Consider the following 19,447-nt stretch of genomic DNA (forward strand, 5'->3'; position numbering starts at 1 on the left):
GTGGAGATGGGGGCGGCGGGGGCGGTGACTGAGGTGCTGACCGAGGCCGCCGGCATGCGCTTCATGGCCTAGCGGAAAACGCCGGATTTGGCCCTGTGATGGCCTGGTCGCCGGGGCCATCATCTTCTCCGACACCTGCCGGCTGCCGCGCCTATCGCCCAGGCGGCGGGTTTTCCAACTGAACGGAGCGTGCCATGAGCCAACGTATGAACTACTTCCAGGTTTCCGCAGAATTCGCCAAGAAGTACATGGACTTCAATCTTGCGTTGAAGAAGAAGGCCGTCATCCAGGAATTCGAGTCCCTGGTCACCATCCGCGCCTCCCAGATCAACGGCTGCGCCTTCTGCCTGGACATGCATGTGAAGGAGGCCAAGATCCACGGCGAGCGCGAATTGCGCCTGCACCACATCGCCATCTGGCGCGAATCCGGCCTGTTCAATGCCCGCGAGCGTGCCGCGCTGGAATGGACCGAGGCGCTGACCACGCTGCCGCCCCACGGCGTGCCGGACGAGATCTACGAGCGGGTGCGCGCCCAGTTGAGCGAAGAGGAGCTGTCCGACCTCAGCTTCCTGGTCATCGCCATCAATGGCTGGAACCGCCTGAGCGTCGCCTTCCGCGCCGAGCCGGGCTCGGCGGACGCTGCGTTCGGGCTGGACAAGGCGGGCCTCCACTGAAGGCTGAAAGGGCAGGCGCAGGCGATGCGCCTGCCCGAGGGCGCAGACCGCGGTCCTCTGCGGAACTGGCCTCCTCCGCCACCCTCCTGCGCAAAAAGCGCTTGCTCCGGCGATACGCCGGGCGCCATCGCGGGACAGCCCAAAACCAGCCCTGCCGTTTTTGCAACCCACGACCCTGCCCGCAGTCACACCTTTCGCGACGCGGCCCCGAAGCGCGCCGCGGGCCGCCGGCGCAAGCCCGCCCGGTTGCCCTGAGGAAGCCGGCCTGTTAAACACCGGCTTCGCCCGGCGCGCGCGCCGCGGCCATTTCCCCAACTCCGAGAGGGTCAGAACAAATGTCCGACACCCCCTACACGCCGCCGAAAGTGTGGCAATGGGAAACCCCCAGCGGTGGCGAGTTCGCCAGCATCAACCGGCCGATCGCCGGCCCCACCCACGACAAGGACCTGCCGGTAGGCAAGCACCCGCTGCAGCTCTATTCGCTGGGCACGCCCAACGGCGCCAAGGTCACCATCCTGCTGGAAGAACTGCTGGCCGCAGGCCATGCCGGCGCCGAGTACGACGCCTGGCTGATCCGCATCAACCAGGGCGACCAGTTCGGCAGCGGCTTCGTCGAGCTCAATCCCAACTCCAAGATCCCGGCGCTGCTGGACCACAGCGCCAGCCCGCCGATCCGGGTGTTCGAATCCGGCTCCATCCTGCTCTACCTGGCGGAAAAGTTCGGCGCCTTCCTGCCGACCGAAGTCGCCGCGCGCACCGAGTGCCTCTCCTGGCTGTTCTGGCAGATGGGCAGCGCGCCCATCCTCGGCGGCGGCTTCGGCCATTTTTACGTCTATGCGCCAGAGAAGTACGAGTACCCGATCAACCGCTACACCATGGAAGCCAAGCGCCAGCTCGACGTGCTGGACCGCCGCCTGGCCGGCCAGCGCTATGTGGCCGGCGCCGAATACACCATCGCCGACATCGCCATCTGGCCCTGGTACGGCGCGGTGGTGCTGAACGAGGTGTATGGCGCGGCGGAGTTCCTGGACGCCCAGCGCTACACCAACGTGCTGCGCTGGGCGCGGGAAATCGCCGAGCGCCCGGCAGTGAAACGCGGCCGCATGGTCAACCGTACCTGGGGCGATCCCGCCGGCCAGCTCCATGAGCGGCACGACGCCAGCGACTTCGAACTGCGCACGCAGGACAAGCTGGCGCCCAAGGGCTGAGCGCCCAAGGCGTGGGGGCGGGTGTCAGGGGCGGTCGGTGACAGGTGCCGCCCTTCCCGCCGCAAAAGAAGACGCCGCCGCCTGCCGGTCGGGCGAGGCGGCGGCGCGGATGGCGGCGCTTCAGGCGGAACGCGCGCCGGTGCGGATGAGGCTGCCCACATGCTCGCCGCGCAGCGCGGCGGTGAGGCGGCCCGGCACCAGGCCGTTCACCACCTGAACCTGCTGGATGTGGCGGGCGGTGGCCATGACGTCCAGCAGCGCGCGGTCGAAGGGCAGGGGGCCTTCGGTTTTGGCCAGCTCGGCGGCGCTGGCCTCGCGCAGCAGCTGCGCCTTGTCGCCGTCCGGGCCCTTGGGGTCGGCGGTGTAGACGCCATCCACGTCTTCCACGATGGTCAGGCCGGCGGCGCCCAGCGCATCCGCCAGCAGGAAGGCGCCGGTGTCCGCGCGATGGGGCGGAATGCGCGAGCCGGGGAACTCGTGGTGGTGGTAGGGCGGGAAAGCGCTGCCGACCACCGCGCGGGCGGCCTGCAGGTGGATCGCCAGCTGGCTCGCCAGCGTCGGGTGCTCCACATAGGAAACCCCTTCCGGCGCCAGCATGGAGGCCAGGATGTGGCCGTTCTGGCCGGCCTCGCTGGCGGCCAGCGGCGCCAGCGAACCGACCGGCAGTCCCAGGTCCAGGCCCACGCTGTACAGGTGGCGGGCGCGTACGCCGGCACCAGTGAGGATCAGCAGGCGATGCTCCGGCAGCAGCTGGCGGAGCTCATCCACGATGGGCAGGATGGCCTCGGCGCCGCGGTCCATGATGGCGCGGCCGCCTATCTTCACGACCTGCAGCCAGGGCAGCAGCCGGATGGGGCGCACGCCGGCGACCGGGCGGGTGAGGGAGCCGTCCTGCAGCGTCTGGCGCGCGAGCGGCGAGGCAACATGCTTGATGGTGTTGGTGGTATCGGCCATGGCGGTAGTCTCAGCTCGCGGTGATGAGGGTGCCGACGTGCTCGCCAGCGAGCGCGCGGGTCAGGTTGCCGGGAACCAGGCCATTCACGACCTGCACCTCGCGCACATGCTGGGCCGACTTTATCAGGTCCAGCACCGGGAATTCCAGGATGGAATCCTGCAGCCCCTTGGCCTTCATCTCGTCCACCGAAATCTTCGGGATCAGCGTGGCGTGCTTCGACGTCTTCGGGTTGGCGGTGTAGAGGCCGTCCTCGTCCTTCACGTAGATCATCGCCTTGCAGCCGAACTGCTCCGCCAGCAGGAAGCAGCCGGCGTCGGTGCGGTAGGGCGGGATCACGCTCTCCGCCGCCGGCCGCATCCACAGCTTGTAAGGCGGCATGCCGCTGAAGATCACCGCATTCACCTCGGCGAGGTAGAGCGGCACCGCCGACAGCCCGGCGCCTTCCACCATCGAAATCCCGTGCTTGGCCAGCAACTGGCCCAGCATCGCCGCGTTCTGGTCCGCCACCGAGGCGCCCAGCTGCGCCAACACGCCGGCCGGCAGGCCCAGCCCGGCGGCAATCGAGTACAGGTGGCGCGCCCGGGTGCCGGCGCCGGTGCCGATCAGCAGCTTGTGGTCTTTGCGCGCGGCAACGATCTCATCCACCAGCGGATAAACCGCCGCCCGGCCGCGGTCGATCACGCTCTGACCGCCAATCTTGATCACCGTCGCATCCGGCAGGATGCGGAAATCCGCCGCCGCGTCCGCCGCCGCCAGCAGCTGCGCATCGGTCAGCGACCGCTGCATGAGGAGCTCTTCCAGCTCCGCCGTCGTATGGGCCATGAAATTCCTTTCGTCGTTGTGCTGCACGCCGGTCGGCCGGTATCGCCGGGGGCGAGCCGCCTGGAGTACAGCGGGGTAAGACGCTGGGTTTGCCGCGGACCGATGGACTGGCAAGGCCGGCTATGCCAAGTGAGACCGCGTCATGGCCTCGAGCTTAGGTAATAGCGTTCTGTAGATGCAACCGCAGGCGGGAATAACGGGGCGGGGGCGGCTTCGAGCTCGCTGCCATCTTGTTCATCGGGAGTTGATTCATGAAAAAAGGCTCCAGAACTGGAGCCTTTTTTCAATCAGATATTCACCTCAATCCCAACTCAGCGCGCCACCCGTCTGGTATTCCGTCACCCGGGTTTCGAAGAAGTTCTTCTCCTTGCGCAGGTTGGCCTGTTCGTCCAGCCACGGCAGCACGTTTTCGGCGCCGGGATAGGGCTCGCTCAGGCCCAGCTGGCGGGCGCGGCGGTTGGCGACGAAGCGGAACTGGGCCATGTGCTGGCTGGCGGAGTAGCCGAGGATGGGTTCGCTCAGCAGGAAGTTGGCGTAGGCGCTTTCGCAGGCTTCGGCTTCTTCCCACAGGCGGCCGATGGCCTTCGGGTCCAGTTCCAGTTCTTCTTCGGCGATCAGGGTGCGAACGACGCGGATGCCGAAGGCGCAGTGCAGCACTTCGTCGCGCATGATGTATTGCAGCTGTTCGGCGGTGCCCTTCATCAGGCCGCGGCGTTGCAGGGCGAAGATGGGGGAGAAGCCGTTGTAGAACCAGCAGCCTTCGAAGATGCCGGCGAAGAAAAGGTAGGAGAGGGCGAATTCGTGCAGGTTGTCGCGGTCGGTGAGGTCGAAGTCCGACTGCATGACGCGGTTCAGCTTGCTGTTGGCGAACGCAATCTTGCCGTGGATTTCCGGCACCACGCGGTAGCGGTTGTAGATTTCCTGCTGGTCGAGGCCGATGGTTTCGATGCAGTGCTGGTAGGTCCAGGTGTGCAGGGCTTCTTCGTACACCTGGCGGGCCTGGTAGATCTGCAGTTCGGGCGCCGTCATCTTCTCCATCACCGCCAGGCCGATGTTGCGCATGGCGAGGATGTCGGAGGTGGTGAGGTAGGAGAGCACGTTCTCGAACACGTGGCGCTCGGCCGGCGTGAGCTTGTGGTGATAGTCGTGCACATCCTGGGCCATGGAGATTTCCAGCGGCGTCCAGTGGTTGCGGTTGGCGTTGAGGAAGAATTCCCACGCCCAGGGGTATTTGAAGGGGGCGAGCTGGTTGATGTCGCCCTGGCCGTTCACCACGCGCTTGTCGGAGGCGCGCACCGGGGCAAGCGCGCCCGGCCGCGCGCCGGCGGAGATCATGTCCGGGTTGCGCGCGGCGGCGGCGTCCAGGCCGGGGCGGCCGCCCAGGGTGGTGCCGCCGGCGGGCGCCGCGCCCGCAGCGCCGGGCTGCGGGGTGGAGCGGGGCGCGGGGCTGTCCCAGTCATTGAAGTTGAAGGCGCTCATTATTGGCAGGCCTCGCATTCAGGATCGAGGATGGAGCACGCCTTGGGGGCGGTGCTGCCGTAGGTGGCGGGCGAGGCGGCGGCGCTGCTGGCGCCGTTGCTCTTGCCCGGCTGGGCGCTCTCGCTGCTGCTGCCGGCGCCGGTTTTTTCCATCGCGGTGGCACCCAGGGTGCGCAGGTAGTAGGTGGTCTTGAGGCCGCGCAGCCAGGCCAGGCGGTAGAGCTCGTCCAGCTTCTTGCCGGAGGCGCCGGCGACGTAGAGGTTGAGCGACTGGGCCTGGTCTATCCACTTCTGGCGGCGGGAGGCGGCCTCCACCAGCCAGCTGGGTTCGATTTCGAAGGCGGTGGCGTAGCGGGCCTTGATGTCGGCCGGGATGCGGTCGATGGGGCCGAGCGAGCCGTCGAAGTACTTCAGGTCGCCGACCATGACTTCGTCCCACAGGCCGAGGGCCTTGAGGTCGCGCACGAGGTGGGCATTGACCACGGTGAATTCGCCGGAGAGGTTCGACTTCACATAGAGGTTCTGGTAGTCCGGCTCGATGGAGGCGGACACGCCGACGATGTTGGAGATGGTGGCGGTGGGGGCGATGGCGACGCAGTTGGAGTTGCGCATGCCGTGCTGGGCGATGCGGGCGCGCAGGGCGTCCCAGTCCTGGGTGGCGGAGCGGTCGACTTCGACCAGTGAGCCGCCTTCGGCCAATTTACCGCGGCCTTCGGCCAGCAGCTTCAGGCTGTCCAGCGGCAGGATGCCCTTGTCCCACAGGCTGCCGCGGAAGGAGGAGTAGCGGCCACGCTCTTCGGCCAGCTCGGTGGAGGCCCAGTAGGCGTAGTAGCACACCGCTTCCATGGAGCGGTCGGCGAATTCCACCGCGTCGTCGGAGGCGTAAGCCAGGCCCATCACGTGCAGGGCGTCGGAGAAGCCCATGATGCCCATGCCCACCGGGCGATGGCGGACGTTGGCGGCGCGCGCCTTGGGCGTGGCGTAGTAGTTGATGTCGATGACGTTGTCGAGCATGCGCATGGCGGTGCGCACGGTGCGGCGCAGCTTGTCGGCGTCCAGGTTCCACTTGCCTTCGGCATCGCGCACCAGGTGGGCGGGGATGTTCACCGAGCCGAGGTTGCACACCGCGGTTTCGTCTTCCGAGGTGTTCAGGGTGATTTCGGTGCACAGGTTGGAGCTGTGGACCACGCCCATGTGCTGCTGCGGCGAGCGCAGGTTGCAGGCGTCCTTGAAGGTGATCCAGGGGTGGCCGGTTTCGAACAGCATGGTGAGCATCTTGCGCCACAGCTGGAGGGCCGGGATGCGCTTGAACAGCTTGAGTTCGCCACGGGTGGCCTTGTCTTCGTAGGCGACGTAGGCGGCTTCGAAGTCCTTGCCGAAGCGGTCGTGCAGGTCCGGCGTATCCACCGGGGAGAACAGCGTCCAGTCCAGGTTCTCCATGACCCGCTTCATGAACAGGTCGGGAATCCAGTTGGCGGTGTTCATGTCGTGGGTGCGGCGGCGCTCGTCACCGGTGTTCTTGCGCAGCTCGAGGAACTCCTCGATGTCCAGGTGCCAGGTTTCCAGGTAGGCGCAGACGGCGCCCTTGCGCTTGCCGCCCTGGTTCACCGCGACGGCGGTGTCGTTCACCACCTTGAGGAAGGGGATGACGCCCTGGCTCTTGCCGTTGGTGCCCTTGATGCGGCTGCCCAGCGCGCGCACCGGGGTCCAGTCGTTGCCCAGGCCGCCGGCGAACTTCTGCAGCAGGGCGTTTTCCTTGATGGACTGGTAGATGCCTTCGAGGTCGTCGGCGACGGTGGTGAGGTAGCAGGACGACAGCTGGGAGTGGCGGGTGCCGCTGTTGAACAGGGTCGGCGTGCTGCTCATGAAGTCGAAGGACGAGAGCAGGTTGTAGAACTCGATGGCGCGGGTTTCGCGGTCGATCTCGTTGATCGCCAGGCCCATGGCCACGCGCATGAAGAAGGTCTGCGGCAGCTCGATGCGCACTTCGTCCACGTGCAGGAAGTAGCGGTCGTACAGGGTCTGCAGGCCGAGGTATTCGAACTGGTGGTCGCGCTCCGGCTTGAGGGCGGCGGCCAGGCGGGCGATGTCGTACTCGCCCAGGCGCGGGTCCAGCAGCTCGGCCTTGATGCCGCGGCGGATGGCCTTGGGGAAGTAGTCGGCATAGCCCAGCAGCGGGTCGGACATTTCCGCCTGGGAGGTTTCGCGGCCCAGCACTTCGACGCGCACCGCGGACAGCAGCAGGCGGGCGGCGACGAAGCCGTAGTTGGGCTCGCGCTCGATCAGGGTGCGGGCGGCCAGCACCAGGGATTGACGCACGGCGGCGATGGGCACGCCGTCGTACAGGTTGTGCATGGCGTGTTCCAGCACCGTCTCGGCGGAAACGTCGTCCAGCCCGGCGCAGGCTTCCTGGCATACCGCGCGCAGGGCGGCCACGTCCAGCGGGCGGCGGATGTCGCCATCCACCACATGCATCGCCGCCTCGCTGCCGGCGTCGCCGGCGTGGGCCATCTTCTCGGCGGCGCGCTCGGCGGAGCGGCGCTCGCGGTAGAGCACGTAGGCGCGGGCGACGTCGTGTTCGCCGGAGCGCATCAGCGCGAGCTCGACCTGGTCCTGGATGTCTTCGATGTGCAGCATGCCGCCGTCCGGCATGCGGCGGGTGAGGGCCAGCACCACGGTTTCGCTGAGCTTGCCGACGATGTCGCGGATGCGGGCGGAGGCAGCTCCCTGGCGACCTTCCACCGCGAGGAAGGCCTTGGTCATCGCCACGGCAATCTTGCTCGGGTCGAAACTCACCACCGCGCCATTGCGGCGAATGACCTGGAAGGCGGCGAGTGCGGGGTCGATCGGGAGTCGGTCCATGGTTGTCGGGTCCTTGGGCGAGTTGTCGGAGGTTACGTTCTGGTCCTGGCCGCGGTCTTGCGGCTCAGAAACCACGCCGCCGGCATGGGCCGGCAGCTTTGAAAAAACAAAAGGCAGAGCACGCAAGGCTCTGCCGATGGCGTTGAAGCGGTGGGCGAACACGGTATTTGTCCATAAACCTCACCAGGAAAAGCCCCGCTCCGGTCCAGTGTGAAAGGAACTGCGTCGCGGCCGGTTTCCCTGGCGCCCGGGTCCTGGGCTCGCCGCTCACTTCCTCGGGAACATGCTCCCGGCGAAGGGGGACGATGGACTCGGTGATTGCTGGGCGGGGGCAGGGCGTGCGCGCTAGCTGCAGTGCCGGCTTCCCCCGGGTCCGGACAGAGCCGAACCGGTGCGACGAGGCGTGAAAGTTAATGGTCCAGGGTGGGAGCTGTCAAGGCTCAGGATACAACCTGTAGTGTTCCAGTCTTGTTGATCCACTATATGTTGTTCAGTGGCGCGCTTCGGTTGTGGATAAAAAACGCCGCCCCCGTTTCCAGGGGCGGCGCGGCTTTCAGGGGATTTCGGGGGGATTCGGGTACTTAGCGGGAGGCAATTACCAACCGGTTATCCACATCTTTTACACCTTCCACCGAGCGGGCGATGGCGCTGGCGTTGGCCACCGCGACTTCGCTGGGCGCCTGGCCGGTGAGTACCACCACCCCCTTGTCGGTCTCGACCGAGATGTCCAGGGTCTTGAGGTTTTCCGCCTGGACGATCTTGGCCTTCACCTCGGCGGTGATAGTGCTGTCCTCGGCGGCCTGGGCGATGGCGTCGGCCTTCTCTTCTATCTGGGCGCCGGCCTGCTCGCTCTTGCGCTCGGCTTCGGCACCGGCCTTGTCCATCTTGCGTTCGATCTGCGCCGCCTGTTCCTTGGTGGCGTCGATGGCGCTGTCCAGGCGCTGGCCCGGCGTGGGCGGTTCCGGCTCGCCGCAGGCGACGAGCAGGGTGGTGGAGGCGGCCAGAATGGCGGCGGTGAGCAGGGACTTGGTGGTCGGCTTCTTCATCATAGGTCTCCTTCTGGTCGAAGCGTTTGACGCGGTCAGGTGTGGCCCGGGCTCAGGCCGACACGCTTGTCGTCACTCTAGGGAAGCTGGCCGGGGCGGACTGTAGGCAGGCTGCCAAAGTCCTTGTAGGAAAAGGAGAAGTCGGCCGCCGGTGTGCTACCGGTTGTTACAAGTGGCTGCAAGCGGCCGGGACACTGGCAGCATGTTTACGTGCGGCTGGCATGCATGTCGGGCCTCCGCGCGGTCAAACACCAAGACCACATTCTCCTGTGCGAGGCTTGCGGGAATTGGCTGTGAGGGTCCCGGATGAAGCCGGCGGTAGCGGAGACTTCCGGGCTGCGGTGTGGGTTGCGCGCGCTGCTTCGTGATTGCCCCACCCCTCGCCGGGCCGCAACCCCCTTCGACTGGTCGCGGCGGGAGCGCAAGCGCCGCCGCGCGAGGAGATCGTCCATGCCCGAAATCACTTCTGCCCAGGCGCAAGCCTCAACCCGGCCCGGCCAGGTGGCGCGGCCCCTGCACCTCATCGCCAACCGGGCCTCGGGCTCCGGCGAGGGGCCGCGGCTGGAGGAACTGGCCGCCGAGCGATGCCGCGAACTGGGCCGCGAACTGGTGGTGCACGTGCCCGACAGCCCGGCCGGGCTGGCGCAGGTGGCGGAGCGGGCGCGGCGGGCCGCGCAGGCCGACGGCGGCGTGGTGATCGCCGCCGGTGGCGACGGCACGGTGCGCACTGTTGCCCAGGTGCTGGCCGGCAGCAAGGTACCGATGGCGGTGGTGCCCATAGGCACCTTCAACTTCTTCGCCCGCAACTACCGCATTCCAGAGGATATGGAGGGTGCGCTGGAGGTGGCTCTCCACGGCCAGCCGCAGGCGGTGAACCTCGGCCAGGTGAACGGCCATGTCTTTCTCGTGAACGCCAGCTTCGGCCTTTACGCCAAAGCGATTGCCGAGCGCGAGCGCAGCACTTCCCGCTTCGGCCGCAACCGGGCTGTGGTCATCGCTTCCACCGTCATCAGTATGCTGCGCGGCCATCCGGTGATGGACGTGGAACTGGAAATCGCCGGCGTGAGCCAGCGGGTGCGCACGCCCATGGTCTTCGTCGGCAACAACGCGCTGCAGCTCAAGGACGTATCGCTGGACGTGGCGCGCTGCATGGGCGATGGCCGGCTGGCGGTGGTGGTGCTGCGGCCGGTGGGCTGGTGGGGCATGCTGAAACTGACCTTGAACGGTTTGCTGCGCATGCTTTCCCAGGAACAGAGCCTGGAGAGTTTCTGCGCCCACCGTTTGCTGATCCGCCGCCGCCGCGGCCGGGTGCGGGTGGCACTGGATGGCGAGCTGCTGCGGCTGGAGACGCCGCTGGAGTTCCGCGCCTGGGACGACGCGCTGCAATTGATGTCGCCGCCGCCGGCTGCGGAAGCGGCCGAGGAGGACGCGACCGTAGCGCCGGAGACAGCCGCCGCCCCGGGCGGCTTGGTGATGAAGGAGGATGTGGTCGGGTGAGCGTGCGTCTGCTGCATCTGTCGGACCCGCATTTCGGCACAGAGCGCCCGCCCGCGGTGGCGGCGCTGCTGCGCGCGGCCGAGGCGCTGGCGCCGGATCTGGTAGTGATCTCCGGCGACATCACCCAGCGCGCCACCGCCGGGGAATTCGCCGCCGCAGCGGACTTCGTGCGCCGCCTGGCGCCGTTGCCGCTGCGGGTGGTGCCAGGCAATCACGACATTCCGCTGTGGAACCTTGCGCAGCGCCTGTTCAAGCCGCGGGCGCGTTTCGACAGCGCCTTCTTCACCCCGGAGCCGCCGCCCTGGTGCGTGGGCGGGGTGGAGTTGCTGTGCTTCGATTCCACCTCCCGCTGGCGGCACAAGAACGGCGCCCTGAAGCCGGCGGAACTGAGCGCCCGGCTGGCGGAGGTGAATTCTCCCGGCCTGCGCGTGGTCGCATTCCACCATCCACTCGATTGCCGCAAGGACGTGGATGAGGAGAACCTCGTCCAACCCGGGCCGGCGATTGCCCGCGCGCTGGCCGAGGGCGGAGTGGACCTGGTGCTGGGCGGCCACATCCACGACCCCTATGTGGCGCTGGCGGGCGAGCGCTTTCCCGGCTTGCCGCGGGCCCCGGTGGTGGCGCTGGCCGGCACCTGCCTTTCCCACCGGCTGCGGGCCGGCGCGCCCAATTCCTTCAACCTGGTGGCCCTGGATGCGGCACGGGCACGCATGGTCATAGAGCGCTGGGATCTGATCTCCGACCGCGATTTCGCCTGTGTCGGCAGCCGCAGCTATGGTCGCTCAGCGGACGGGGAGTGGCAGCGGCTGGAGTCCGGGCAGCAAGTGCCGCAGCCGGCCAGCGATCCGATCACCGGCGGCAATGCTGCTGCGCTGATGGACCGCGCCGCGGGTATTGCCTTGTTGCCGGAGCAGGGCGGAACGGCGTCGGAATCGTCCGACAGCACATTAGGACGCGACCGATGAGGCGGTGCCGGGGCGGCGCGTAAAGTTCAATCGCACGCCCGGCACTTCCGCTGCCGTGCCTCCCGCCCCAACTCAGGAGGAACCCGTCATGCTGCACTACGCCGTAGTCTTCTTCGTCATTGCGCTGATCGCGGCCGTCTTCGGTTTCGGTGGCATCGCCGCCGGCGCGGCCGAGATCGCCAAGCTGCTGTTCTTCGTCTTCCTGGTGATGGCGGTGGTCAGCTTCGTCATCAACCTGATGCGCGGCAAGGGCTAGCGCCGCGGCGCTGCCGACCGCACAGCTCCGGCATAGAATCCGGCTTGCGGGCCCGCGCCTGGGGCACAAGCCGGATTCCGATCAGAGAGACAAGGAAAACTCAAATGCTCGACATCGCCATCGTGGACGACCACCAGATCGTACGCGCCGGATTCCGGGAGATGCTGGCGGATGAAATCGACATCCGCATCGCCTTCGAGGCCGCTTCGGGAGAAGCGGCCTTGGAACATTTGCGCGAGTCTCCCTGCCGGGTGTTGCTGCTCGACCTCTCCCTGCCCGGGCAGAGCGGCGTGGATGTGCTGCGCCGGGTGCGCCAGCGCTACCCCGACACCCGGGTGCTGATGCTGAGCGGCTTCCCGGAAGACCGCTATGCGCTGGCGATGATACGCAACGGCGCCGACGGCTACCTGTGCAAGGACTGCGAGCGCGGTGACCTGGTGGCAGCCATACGCGCGGTGGCGCAGGGCCGGCGCTACCTGAGCCCGCGCACCGCCGAACTGCTGGCGGACGAACTCACCGGCGGCGGCAGCGGGCTGCCGCACGAGAGCCTTTCCGAGCGCGAGTTGCAGGTCTTCCTGCGCTTGGCGCAGGGCGAGTCGGTCTCCGACATCGCGGATGCGCTCAAGCTCAGCGTCAAGACCATTTCCACCTATCGTTCCCGGCTGCTGGAGAAGATAGGCGTCGCCAGCAACGCGGAACTCGCCACCTACGCCGTGCGCAACGGCCTGATCGTCGAATGAACGCCACCGCTGCCCCTACGCCCGACGTGCTGCCGGCGCTGCGTGTGGCGCTGGTGGAGGACTCGCCCCTGCTCGGCCAGATCCTCTCCGGCATGCTGGAGGAAATGGGCGTGGAGTTGGTGGGCCGCGCCGAGGACGAGCGCGGCGCGCTGGACCTGCTGGCGGAGCGCCAGCCGGCGCTGGTCATCGTGGACCTGGAGCTGCACGCCGGCAGCGGCATCGGCGTGCTCCGCGCCTTGCACGCCGAGCCTGCCCGCTTCGGCGCGCCGCGGGCGGTGGTGCTATCCAACTACGCCCATTCCACCGTGCGGGAGCACTGCGCGGCGCTCGGCGCCGAGGCCTTCTTCGACAAATCCATGCAGATGGACGAGTTGCTGGATTTCGTCGCCCGCGCCCAGGAAGGCTGAAGGCCCCTCCGCCCCGGGGTTGCGCTTTCCGGCCATCCCCTCCGTACGCTGCCGGGGCGGCGTAGCGCCCTGGCTTCAGGCGCTGATCAGGCTTGACCCGGATCGTCGGGGGAACGGTGCTTCTTTCCCTTTGCGAAGAAGCGGTGGGAGAGGACAACAAGGAAGGCCGCGGCGCACGCGCGCATGAGTGGGGGAGCGGCGGTATTTTCGGCCGGCTCGGGCCACCCCATTGCGATCAGGCCAGCGGAATGCGGACTACGATGCGGGTGCCTTTGCCGGGGCTGCTGTCCAGCACGAAGCTGCCGGAGAACATCTGTACCCGGTGACGCATGCCGGCGAGGCCGTGGTGGCCGACCGTGCTGCGCTTGGGATCGAAGCCCACGCCGTCGTCCGCCACCCGCAGTTCCGCATGGCCGGCGGTGAAGCCCAGCTCCAGTTCCACCCGCTGCGCCTGGGCATACTTGCGGATGTTGGTGAGCGCCTCCTGGGCGATGCGGAACAGCGCCAGCGCGCGTTCGCCGCTGAGCTCCGGCGTCTCCGCGCCGTCTTCCTCCGGCAGCTTCATCACCACCTTCTGTTCATGGCCGAGGGCGAAGTCGTCGCCCAGCGCGCGCAGCGCGGCGACCAGGCCGAGATCCTGCAGCAGGGGCGGGCGCAGATCGTCGATGATGCGGCGCTTGAGGGCGATGCCGCTGGAGAGGGTGTCGCGCAGGCGGTCCAGGTTGGGCTTCAGTGGCGCCAGCGCTTCCGGCGGCAGTTTGCGGGCGATGGCGCCGGCGTCCATCTTGGCGGCGGTGAGCAGGGCGCCGAGCTCGTCGTGCAGTTCGCGCGCCAGCCTGGCCTTCTCCATTTCGCGGCTGTTGGTGAGGTAGCTCGCCAGGTTGCTGAGCTCGGCGGTGCGGGCTTGCACCAGCGCATCCAGGCGTTCGTTCTCGGTCAGCAGCAGACGGCCGATTTCCTCGCGCAACTGCAACTGGCGCAGGATGGTGTTGAACAGCATCAGCAGCAGCACCAGCGCGCCGGTGGCGAGGGCGATGACGGCGAAGCGGGTCTGGTGGAAGCGCAGCACCGACTGGTCGATGGAGCGCTGGCTGGCGCTGCCCAGTTGCTGGCGCAGCCCGTCCAGGGCGTTGCGGATCTGGTCCATCAGCTGCTTGCCGACGATGTCGCCCGTGGGCTGCTCGGCCATGGTCCGCTGCGCCACCGCTTCGGCCATCACCCGCAGCTTGTCGGCCACCAGTTCCTGCAACTCCGCGATGGCCGGGGCCGACGCGGGCAGGTCGGCGAAGTCCTGGCTGATGAGGGTGAGCTTCTGGTCCAGCCCGGTGATGGCGGCTTCATAGGGTTCGAGGTAGATGGGCTCGCCGGTGAGCAGGTAGCCGCGCACGCCGGTCTCGGCGTCCACCAGGCGCAGCTGCAGGCGGTCCAGCCGGCCGTTGCGCTCGCTCTGCGCCTGCACCGAGGACACTGCCTCCAGCCCCAGCGAGGATTGCCAGAAGCTGGTGATGAGCAGGGAGATGATGAGTGCGCAGCCGCCCGCCAGCATCAGGTGTGGCCAGGCGCGAAGACGTCCCAGCGGACGGGGCAGCGGCAGCGAGGAGGAGAGCGCCGGGCCGGCGGCGGTGGCGGGTTCGGCCAGGGGGTCGAGCGGCGTTCTGGAGCCCGAAGCGGTAGTGGGAGAGGGCCGGGTCATGCGCTTGTCCTTGAGTCGCGTCGCGGGAGGGCGTGGCCGGGAAAGCCTGCGGCTGCGGGGCAGTCTAGCAAGCGGCCGAAGGAGTAGGATAGGCGCCGCGCCGCACCGCCTTGCGATCCCGCAGCCGCGGGGGCGGCGCGCAACCTGTATCCGGGAGACAGACAATGAAAGCGATCATCGCCCTCATCGCAGCTGCCTTCGTAATCAGCGGCTGCAACACCGTGGCCGGCGCCGGCAAGGACATCGAACGTGGCGGCGAAGCCATCCAGAACAAGGCCAAGGAAGTGCAGCGCGGCTCTTGAGCGGCCGAGGCCGCCCGCTGCCGCGTTTTGAGGCAGTGGGCGGCGGTTCTTATGTTTCAAGTGCTTGCCCCTGTTTTCCACAGTTTTTCCCGGTAGCTGTGCACGGCGGCTGGGGAAAACCCCGGCCGGATGCCATGCGGCGCGGTGACGAGCATTCCGCGTTCCCGGGGTCGCCGTTTTTCCGCCGCGAGCCGGCAGGTTGCGGCCTCAGTCCAGCCCGCTGGCGACGAAGTGGGGATTGTCCAGCCCGGGTTTGCCATAGCCGAGCTCGCTGCCTTGCAAGGTGCGCACATGGCCGCCGGCAGCGCGTAATACCGCATGACCGGCAGCGATGTCCCATTCCATGGTGCGGCCCAGGCGGGGATAAAGATCCGCCTCGCCGCTGGCGAGCAAGCAGAGCTTCAGCGAGGAGCCGGCGCTGATGGAGTGCGCCACCCGGCGGCCGGCGAGGAAGGCGGTGAGGGCGCCGTCATCGCCGTGGGAGCGGCTGGAGACCACGGTGCAGCCTTCCGCCGGCACTGCCCGGCAGCGGAGGGGGCGTATTTGCCCGGCTGCTGCCAGACGGGCGCCCAGGCCTACCGCGCCGGCGTATAGGCGGTCGAGCGCCGGTGCCAGCACCACGCCCAGCACCGGCTGGCCGGCTTCGATGAGGCCGATGTTCACCGTGAATTCACCGTTGCGCTGGATGAACTCCTTGGTGCCGTCCAGGGGATCCTCCAGCCAGAAGCGCGCGCCCGGCTCCGGCAGCCGGCCGGCGCAGGCGGCTTCCTCCGAAATCACTGGAATCTCCGGGGTGAGCCGCGCCAGCCCGTGCAGGATCAGCGCTTCCGCCGCGTGATCGGCGGCGGTGACGGGCGAGGCGTCCGTCTTGTAGGCCACTGCCGGCGCCGCGCCGTTTTCCTGTCGTGCATACAGTTCGAGGATGGCCGCGCCGGCGCGCCGGGCGAGGGCTTCGACCTGGGGCAGCAGCTCGGGGTAGTCGTCTTTCACGGGCGTCTCGTGCTGGGGGTGCGGCGGATCATAGGCGCGGGGTGGCGCTGCCGTCAGCCCCCGGTTTGCGACTGCCAGCGCCGCCAGCGCTTGCCGCTTTTTGAGGCACAGAGCCTCCGTCCTTTTCTTTCAAGCGCTTGCGCAGTTTGTCCACAGCTTCTCCCACGGGCTGTGCACCTTGGCTGGGGAAAACGGTGGATTGTTTTGTTTATTACTGGATTTCTCCACAGGCGCTTTTCCCCGCGGGGTTCAAGGCAGGTCCGGCCGTGCGCGCTGCAGCAGTGCGGCCGCCGCCAGCGCCGGGCCGCCGCCGTAGGCGTTGCCGCCGGCGCCCTGCTGCAGCCGGCCCAGGCAGAAAGCCTCACCGGCAATCCCGTTGTCCTGCAGCAGGCGGGCGGCGGACACCGCCAGCGCGATGGCTTCGGCGAGGCGGCGTGCGTCCGCCTCCTGCGGCGCGGCCAGCAGCTTGCCGAGGCGGTCGAGGTGGCGGTCGTAGGCGGGGTGGCGGCCGCGGGCGGTGGCCAGTTCGGCAGCCAGCGCCTCGCCGGCGCCCTTGTCGCGGGCCAGGGCGCGCAGCACGTCCAGGCACATGATGTTGCTCGCACCTTCCCAGATGGCGTTGAGCGGCGCCTGGCGGAACAGCCGCGGCATCGGGCTTTCTTCCACGTAGCCGTTGCCGCCCAGCACTTCCATTGCCTCGGCTACCAGCGCTGGCGCGCGCTTGCACACCCAGTACTTGGCCACCGGCGTGAGCAGGCGCTTGAGCGTGGCTTCGGCGGGATTGTCGTGCTGGCGGTCCAGCGTGGCGGCCACCCGCAGGCACAGCGCGACATGGCCCTCGACCTCAACCGCCATGTCGGCCAGTACCTGCGCCATCAGCGGCTGGGCGATCAGCGGCTTGCCGAAGGCCTGGCGGTGGCGAGCGTGGTGCAGGGCGTGGGCGAGGGCGGCGCGCATGATGCCGGCGGAGCCGTTGGCGCAGTCCAGCCGGGTGTAGCTGGCCATTTCGATGATGGTGGCGATGCCGCGGCCTTCCTCGCCCAGCGGCAGGGCGAGGGCGCCGTCGAAGCGCACTTCGGCGCTGGCGTTGGAGCGGTCGCCCAGCTTGTCCTTGGCGCGCACCAGGTGGAGGGCGTTGAGGCGGCCATCCGGCAGGAAGCGCGGCATGAAGTAGCAGCCCAGGCCGCTCGCGCCCTGGGCGGTGACGAGAAAGGCGTCGCTCATGGCGACCGAGAAGAACCACTTGTGGCCGGTGATGCGATACCAGCCATCGCCGGCCGCGTCGGCGCGGCTGATGTTGGCGCGCACGTCCGAGCCGCCCTGGCGCTCGGTGAGGCCCATGCCGATGAGCAGGCCGCGCTTGCCGGCGGCGGGGATGAAGCGCGGATCGTAGGCCGGCGCCAGCGCGAGGCGCAGCCAGGGCTCGGCCAGCGCGGGTTCGCGCATCAGCAGCGGCAGCGCGGCGTGGGTCATGGTGGCCGGGCACAGGCTGCCGCATTCGACTTCGGCGAAGAGCTGGAACAGGGCGGCGCGCTTCACCTGCGCGCCGGGTTGTCCGTCCGCCCAGGCGGCGCCGGCGACATGGTTGCGCTTCAGCCAGTCCAGGCAGTCGTGCCAGGCGGGGTGGAAGTCGAAGCGGTCCAGCCGCCGACCCTGGGCGTCGTAGAGGCGCAGCTCGGGCGGATGGCGGTTGGCGAGCTCGCCGCGGGTGATCCAGTCGATGCCGGCGAGCTCCTCGCCGAGGCGGGCGAGCGCCGGTTCCATCGCCGCGGCCGCCGCCGGGCCGCATTCCCGCGCCAGCGCATCGCGCAGGGCGGCGTGGCCGAGGTAGCGGTTGTGGCCCTGCAGTGGCGGCGCCTGGTTGAATACGCCTTCGGTGGCTTCGAGATCGGTGGCGCGGGTCATCATGTGAGCCTCCCGGGGCGTTGAGCAGGGAAGGGCGGGCTTTCCCCGCTTGCTCCAGTATGGACGGCGGCAGGCATCTTTCCCGCCGCAGCCGGTCTACCGGCGATGAACAGGAATGATGAGACGAGGCTTATGGACTTACGCTGGCTGATCGCCTGTCTGGCGCCCCTGCTGCTGAGCAGCGCGGCGGCGCAGGAGACGCAGGTCTACCGCTGGACCGAGCGCGACGGCCGGGTGAGCTACGGCTCCACGCCGCCGCCCGGCGTGAACGCGCAGCCCATAGGCGGCCGGGTGTCGGTGGTGCCGGCGCCGCCCAAGCCGACGCCGGAGCAACTGGAGGCGCGCCGCACCGACCAGCGCCTGCGCGAACTGGAGGAGCAGCTGGACGATGAGCGCCGCCAGCGACAGGCCGGCGAGGAGCGCGAGGCGGCGCGGGCGCAGGCCAAGGCAGACTGCGAGGCGCGCTACCGCGAGGATTGCGATGACGATGGCCGGCCGCTGGGGCGGCGGGTGATCGTGGTGCCGCAGCGTCCGCCCTGGGCCTATCCCCCGGCCCCGCACCCGCCGGTGCGGCCGCCGCGGCCGGACAGGCCGGATCGCCCTGAGCGCCCGGAACGTCCCTCGCAGCCGAGTCGCAGCGAGCGGCCGTCCCGCTCACCGGCGGCGGTGCCGGCCGAACCGCGTACGCCGGCGACCGCACCCCGGCCGGCAACGCCGCCGTCCGCATCGACGCCGCCCACCCCGCGTGGCCCGGCATCGCTGCGGGGGCCGGAGGTGGCGCCGGGCGAGCGTTGACGTCGGCGGGCCGGTTGGCCTGGCCCGGGCGGGGCTGAGTCGTTCAAGCGCTGGCCGGCCGTTCCGCCGGCGGTTCGGTTTCCGGAGCGGCGGGCTTGGTGTTCCCGGCGGGGAGGATGGGGTGCGCGAGCCGCTTGCGGGTCCGCGCCTGGTGTGCTGCCGGGCGGCTCCCGGTTCTTTCTGGCCCCCGCTTTTTCTCGCTTTTTCTTACTGCCCGCGCATGAAGAAGCGGTCCAGATCATTCATGGTCAGCTGCGTCCAGGTGGGGCGGCCGTGGTTGCACTGGTCGGCGCGCTCGGTGGCTTCCATGTCGCGCAGCAGGGCGTTCATCTCCGGCAGGGTGAGTTGGCGGTTGGCGCGCACCGCGCCGTGGCAGGCCATGGTGGCGAGCAGCTCGTTGCGCCGGGCGGTGGCGACCTCGGTGGCTGGAAATTCGCGCAGTTCCTCCAGCAGCTTGCGCATCAGCTCAGCCACCGGGGCGGAGGCGAGCAGCGCCGGCACGGTGCGCACCGCCAGTTCCTGCGGCCCGGCGGGGGCGACTTCGAAGCCCATGCGCAGCAATACCTCGGCGCATTCCTCGGCGGCCGCCATGTCCTTGGGACCGACCGAGAACACCGCCGGAATCAGCAGACGCTGGATGGACGGCGTGCCGTCCAGCACCGTCTTCAGGCGTTCGTAGAGGATGCGCTCGTGGGCGGCGTGCATGTCCACCAGCACCAGGCCGGCCTCGTTCTGCGCCAGCACGTAGATGCCATGCAGTTGGGCGATGGCATAGCCCAGCGGCGGGGCGGCTTCGCTGCGCGGCAGCGGCGGGGGCGGCGCCCAGCTGCGCGGCTCGGCGGTGGCCACGCT

The 19,447-nt window shown here is 68.7% G+C and carries 17 protein-coding genes and 1 pseudogene; 9 read left to right on the forward strand and 9 right to left on the reverse strand.

Features of this window, described 5'->3' with window-relative positions:
• The first annotated feature begins 194 nt into the window (after nt 1–194).
• Together GRF61_RS18150 and yghU are read left to right on the forward strand one after the other, a co-directional pair.
• A complete protein-coding gene (locus GRF61_RS18150) occupies nt 195–674 on the forward strand; it encodes a carboxymuconolactone decarboxylase family protein (RefSeq protein WP_169152037.1) in 480 nt (159 codons plus the stop codon).
• Nucleotides 675–1,009: 335 nt separating this feature from the next.
• Entirely contained in the window at nt 1,010–1,882 is an 873-nt protein-coding gene (gene yghU, locus GRF61_RS18155) for a glutathione-dependent disulfide-bond oxidoreductase (protein ID WP_169152038.1), read from the forward strand.
• A gap of 120 nt (nt 1,883–2,002) precedes the next feature.
• Here the strand turns inward: yghU and GRF61_RS18160 are convergent, their stop codons facing one another.
• The 5 genes from GRF61_RS18160 to GRF61_RS18180 all read right to left on the reverse strand — a co-directional run bounded on the left by GRF61_RS18160 (nt 2,003) and on the right by GRF61_RS18180 (nt 9,045).
• Nucleotides 2,003–2,836 carry a molybdenum storage protein subunit alpha gene (locus tag GRF61_RS18160; protein ID WP_169152039.1) on the reverse strand — a complete coding sequence of 278 codons (834 nt, stop codon included), beginning with the start codon at nt 2,834–2,836 and terminating at the stop codon, nt 2,003–2,005.
• A 10-nt stretch (nt 2,837–2,846) separates the two neighbouring features.
• Entirely contained in the window at nt 2,847–3,659 is an 813-nt protein-coding gene (locus tag GRF61_RS18165; protein ID WP_169152040.1) for a uridine kinase, read from the reverse strand.
• Between the two features lie 300 nt (nt 3,660–3,959).
• Nucleotides 3,960–5,138: a ribonucleotide-diphosphate reductase subunit beta gene (locus tag GRF61_RS18170; protein WP_169152041.1), complete on the reverse strand. Its 1,179-nt coding sequence runs from the start codon at nt 5,136–5,138 to the stop codon at nt 3,960–3,962.
• Complete coding sequence (locus GRF61_RS18175) at nt 5,138–7,999, reverse strand: ribonucleoside-diphosphate reductase subunit alpha (RefSeq protein ID WP_169152042.1); 2,862 nt, start codon at nt 7,997–7,999, stop codon at nt 5,138–5,140. The genes GRF61_RS18170 and GRF61_RS18175 overlap by 1 nt, the downstream gene beginning before the upstream one ends.
• A 581-nt stretch (nt 8,000–8,580) precedes the next feature.
• Nucleotides 8,581–9,045 carry a BON domain-containing protein gene (locus GRF61_RS18180; protein WP_169152043.1) on the reverse strand — a complete coding sequence of 155 codons (465 nt, stop codon included), beginning with the start codon at nt 9,043–9,045 and terminating at the stop codon, nt 8,581–8,583.
• A gap of 450 nt (nt 9,046–9,495) precedes the next feature.
• On the opposite strand from GRF61_RS18180, the gene GRF61_RS18185 reads away from it, so the two are divergent.
• The 5 genes from GRF61_RS18185 (at nt 9,496) to GRF61_RS18205 (ending at nt 12,910) form a co-directional block, all read left to right on the forward strand.
• Nucleotides 9,496–10,542, forward strand: coding sequence for a diacylglycerol kinase family protein (locus tag GRF61_RS18185; RefSeq protein WP_169152044.1), 1,047 nt, complete (start codon nt 9,496–9,498; stop codon nt 10,540–10,542).
• The gene (locus GRF61_RS18190) at nt 10,539–11,507 is read left to right on the forward strand and encodes a metallophosphoesterase (protein ID WP_211166064.1); all 969 of its coding nucleotides are present in this window, start codon (nt 10,539–10,541) and stop codon (nt 11,505–11,507) included. The genes GRF61_RS18185 and GRF61_RS18190 overlap by 4 nt, the downstream gene beginning before the upstream one ends.
• Before the next feature lie 88 nt (nt 11,508–11,595).
• Nucleotides 11,596–11,763: a DUF1328 domain-containing protein gene (locus GRF61_RS18195; protein WP_133593689.1), complete on the forward strand. Its 168-nt coding sequence runs from the start codon at nt 11,596–11,598 to the stop codon at nt 11,761–11,763.
• A 104-nt stretch (nt 11,764–11,867) separates the two neighbouring features.
• A complete protein-coding gene (locus GRF61_RS18200; protein ID WP_133593688.1) occupies nt 11,868–12,503 on the forward strand; it encodes a response regulator transcription factor in 636 nt (211 codons plus the stop codon).
• The gene (locus GRF61_RS18205; protein ID WP_169152045.1) at nt 12,500–12,910 is read left to right on the forward strand and encodes a response regulator; all 411 of its coding nucleotides are present in this window, start codon (nt 12,500–12,502) and stop codon (nt 12,908–12,910) included. The genes GRF61_RS18200 and GRF61_RS18205 overlap by 4 nt, the downstream gene beginning before the upstream one ends.
• Before the next feature lie 235 nt (nt 12,911–13,145).
• Here the strand turns inward: GRF61_RS18205 and GRF61_RS18210 are convergent, their stop codons facing one another.
• Nucleotides 13,146–14,603 carry a CHASE3 domain-containing protein gene (locus GRF61_RS18210; protein WP_169152046.1) on the reverse strand — a complete coding sequence of 486 codons (1,458 nt, stop codon included), beginning with the start codon at nt 14,601–14,603 and terminating at the stop codon, nt 13,146–13,148.
• Nucleotides 14,604–14,767: 164 nt separating this feature from the next.
• On the opposite strand from GRF61_RS18210, the gene GRF61_RS18215 reads away from it, so the two are divergent.
• Entirely contained in the window at nt 14,768–14,905 is a 138-nt protein-coding gene (locus tag GRF61_RS18215; protein WP_133593682.1) for an entericidin A/B family lipoprotein, read from the forward strand.
• 207 nt (nt 14,906–15,112) lie between these two features.
• Here the strand turns inward: GRF61_RS18215 and cysQ are convergent, their stop codons facing one another.
• A complete protein-coding gene (cysQ, locus tag GRF61_RS18220) occupies nt 15,113–15,895 on the reverse strand; it encodes a 3'(2'),5'-bisphosphate nucleotidase CysQ (RefSeq protein WP_169152047.1) in 783 nt (260 codons plus the stop codon).
• 249 nt (nt 15,896–16,144) lie between these two features.
• On the reverse strand, nt 16,145–17,803 hold the full coding sequence (locus tag GRF61_RS18225; RefSeq protein ID WP_211166065.1) for an isovaleryl-CoA dehydrogenase: 1,659 nt from the start codon (nt 17,801–17,803) through the stop codon (nt 16,145–16,147).
• Nucleotides 17,804–17,932: 129 nt separating this feature from the next.
• Between GRF61_RS18225 and GRF61_RS18230 the strand changes: the two genes are divergently transcribed.
• Nucleotides 17,933–18,595, forward strand: coding sequence for a DUF4124 domain-containing protein (locus GRF61_RS18230; protein WP_169152048.1), 663 nt, complete (start codon nt 17,933–17,935; stop codon nt 18,593–18,595).
• 207 nt (nt 18,596–18,802) lie between these two features.
• Here GRF61_RS18230 and mutL read toward each other — a convergent pair.
• Nucleotides 18,803–19,447: pseudogene (mutL, locus tag GRF61_RS18235) on the reverse strand (DNA mismatch repair protein MutL); the annotation flags it as partial.

The sequence above is a fragment of the Azoarcus sp. TTM-91 genome, from assembly GCF_012911025.1.
Lineage (GTDB): Bacteria > Pseudomonadota > Gammaproteobacteria > Burkholderiales > Rhodocyclaceae > Azoarcus.